Below are 3,131 nucleotides of genomic sequence, written 5' to 3' on the forward strand. Positions count from 1 at the left end.
GCAGCGTCGCGGGCGGCTGGCTGTCCTCGCGCCTGATGAAGAACGGCCACAGCCTCAACTTCTCGCGCAAGATCACCATGCTGATCTGCGCGGTCGCCACCCTCCCCTACTTCTTCATTATGCAGATCGACAATCTGTGGCTGGCGACCATCGTCGTCGGCCTGGTGGCCGCCGCGCACCAGGCTTTCTCGGCCAACCTCTACACCCTGCCCGGAGACGTCTTCCCACGCAGCGCCGTGGGCTCGGTGATCGGCATTGGCGGGATGCTGGGCGGCATCGGCGGCATGGTCATGGCCAAGTCCGTGGGCCAGGTGCTGGAGAGCGCCGGCGGCTACGAGCCAATCTTCGCGGTCTGCGGCTGCATCTATCTTCTCGCCGTCCTGGTCATCCATCTGCTGACGCCGAAGATGACGCCCGCGAAGTTCCCGGAGATCGCGCCTTAGGCCGCCGCGGTCGCCTCTTTCAAGCCGCCCAGGATCGTCTGCGCGACGTCGGAGGACTGGGTGCGGATGTCGGGGACGGAGGTGATCTCCCAGAAAGCGCCGCGAGTCAGCGGGCCTACGGCGTAGAGGCCCGGCTGCGCGCCGCCGGTCCCGATCAGCCGCGATCCGGGATCCACCTCGGCGCCAAGCCGACTAGGATCGGGACGGATCAGACCGCGCGACAGCAGCTGGCGCAGCAGCGGTTCGGTGGCCCGATCCAGATCGCCCAGCAGGCCGGCGCAGTTGACCACCGTCCCCACCGACAGACGCCGGCTGAGCTTGCCGCCCCGCGGACGCCACATCACCTCGACGCCGTCCCGGCCCAGAGTCATGCTGGTCACCTCGCCGGCGCGCACCACCAATTCGCGGCCCCGCATCAACAGGGCGACGCGGCGCGCCACGCTGGGCGCCAGGCGGTGGCGGTGGACGTCCCACCAAGGTCGGAGATGGCGCAGGAACGAGGCGCGCTGGCGCGCGCTCCAACCTTGCCAGATCGCCCGCACGTGGGGCCGCAGATCGTCGATGGCGCCGCGCCAGCGACCGTCGTGCGACGCGGCGCGTAAATCTCGCAGGATCTCGATGGGCGAACCGCGGGGCGTCTCGATCTGCGGGCGGGGGCCGACCGGCGCGTGGCTGCGCGGCGTCAGACCTCGCCGGGAGATCGCCCAGAACCGCCGGCCCGGTCGCCATAAGGTCACCGCCGCGTCGATCATGGTGAGGCCCGTGCCCATCAACAGGACCTCGTCGATATCGTTGTCCAGGACCGCCTTTGAACTCCACGGATCGGGCAGGTAGCGCGGCGAGGCCAGCAACTCCGGACCTGCGGCGGTCGGCGGCGCGGGCCGCAGGACGCCCAGGGCCAGCACCACGGCGGCGGCCTCGATCTCACGCCCCACCCCCAGCGTCACCTTCCAGCCCGCCCCGGCGCGGGCGACATCGACGACCTCGTCGCCCTCCAGAAGCAGCCGGCCGGCCGCGGAGCTCTCGACCGCGATCTTCAGGAGGTCCTGCAGATAGTCGCCATAGACGCCTCGGGTGACGAATCCCCCGTGGGCGCTCCATCCGTCGTGGCCGGCCAGCCAGCGGGTGAAGTGCTCCGGATCGTCGGGATAGGCGCTCATATTGGCCACGCGCACGTTGAGCAGATGGTCGGGATTTCCCGTTGTGTAGGCCGCGCCACGCCCGAAAGCGCCGGACCGCTCGATCAGGCGGACGGTCGGCCCGTCGGGATCCGCCGTGAGGTGTAGGGCGGTGAGAAGGCCGGAAAACCCCGCCCCGATGACCGCCACCGTCTGCCGATTGGACATGACCGTCTGCTCCGTCGTCGCTTCGGTCAATTCCTATCATTTTTGTGGGAGTTAAAGCGCGAGAAAAACTGAGACTGAACGCAGATCAGTTGGAGACGAGTAATCTTTTCCGCGCTAAAATTGACGCCAGCGTCATCTTTGGCCAAGACGGATGACGAGCCAGGGGACGGAGTGACGACCATGAGCGACGGCAATATCGATCTCAGCAAGGACGCCCGCGCGCAGGCCTACGCCACCCCGCTGGACCAGTTGAACCCAGCCCAGCCCGCTCTCTTCCAGTCCGACCAGATGTGGTGGAACTTCGAGCGACTCCGCAAGGAAGACCCGGTCCACTACACGGCGGAAAGCGACTACGGCCCATACTGGTCGATCACCAAGTACAACGACATCATGACCGTGGACACGAACCACGGCGCCTTCTCCTCCGAGGGCGGCATCACCATCGCGACCCAGGACGGCGACAAGGGCCCCCTGCCCATGTTCATCGCCATGGACCCGCCCAAGCACGACGTGCAGCGCAAGACCGTCAGCCCCGCGGTCTCGCCCATGAACCTGCAGATCCTCGAGCCTCTGATCCGCGAACGCGCGGCCGCCATCCTCGACAGCCTGCCGATCGGCGAGGAGTTCGACTGGGTCGATAAGGTGTCGATGGAGCTGACGGCCATGACCCTGGCCACCCTGTTCGACATGCCCCAGGAAGATCGCCGCAAGCTGACCTACTGGTCCGACGTGGTGACCGCCGTTCCCGGGCAGGGCCTGATCGACACCTTCGAACAGAAGATGCAGATCTTCATCGAGTACCTCGCCTATTTCACCAACCTGTGGAACCAGCGTGTCAACGCCCCGCCGGCCGGCGACCTGATCTCCATGCTGGCCCATGGCGAGGCCACCCGGAACATGGAGCCCCGCGAGTACTTCGGGAACATCGTGCTGTTGACCGTCGGCGGCAACGACACCACCCGCAACACCATCACCGGCTCGGTCCTGGCCCTGAACCAGAACCCCGACCAGTACAAGAAGCTGCGGGAGAACCCGGGCCTGATCCCCTCGATGGTCTCCGAGACCATCCGCTGGCAGACCCCGCTGGCTCACATGCGCCGCATCGCCACGCGCGACTTCGACATCGGCGGCAAGACCATCAAGAAGGGCGACAAGGTCGTCATGTGGTACGTCTCGGGCAACCGCGACGACGAGGTGATCGAGAACCCGAACGCCTACATCATCGACCGCGAGCGTCCCCGTCAGCACATCTCCTTCGGCTTCGGCATCCACCGCTGCGTGGGCAACCGTCTGGCCGAACTTCAGCTGAAGATCATCTGGGAAGAAATCCTGGCCCGTTTCC

At 66.6% G+C, this 3,131-nt stretch carries 3 protein-coding genes; 2 read left to right on the top strand and 1 reads right to left on the bottom strand.

Features of this window, described 5'->3' with window-relative positions; translation table 11 throughout:
• Positions 1–443: MFS transporter (locus tag RMO04_RS09155; protein ID WP_309644475.1), on the top strand; the 443-nt coding region annotated here is incomplete at its 5' end.
• Here the strand turns inward: RMO04_RS09155 and RMO04_RS09160 are convergent.
• Positions 440–1,789, bottom strand: a complete 1,350-nt coding sequence (locus tag RMO04_RS09160; RefSeq protein WP_309644476.1) for an FAD/NAD(P)-binding protein — start codon at positions 1,787–1,789, stop codon at positions 440–442. The genes RMO04_RS09155 and RMO04_RS09160 overlap by 4 nt on opposite strands.
• Before the next feature lie 180 nt (positions 1,790–1,969).
• Here RMO04_RS09160 and RMO04_RS09165 point away from each other — a divergent pair.
• On the top strand, positions 1,970–3,131 hold a 1,162-nt coding region (locus RMO04_RS09165), incomplete at its 3' end, for a cytochrome P450 (RefSeq protein WP_309644477.1).

Source organism: Phenylobacterium sp., from assembly GCF_031412415.1.
Taxonomy (GTDB): Bacteria; Pseudomonadota; Alphaproteobacteria; order Caulobacterales; family Caulobacteraceae; genus Phenylobacterium.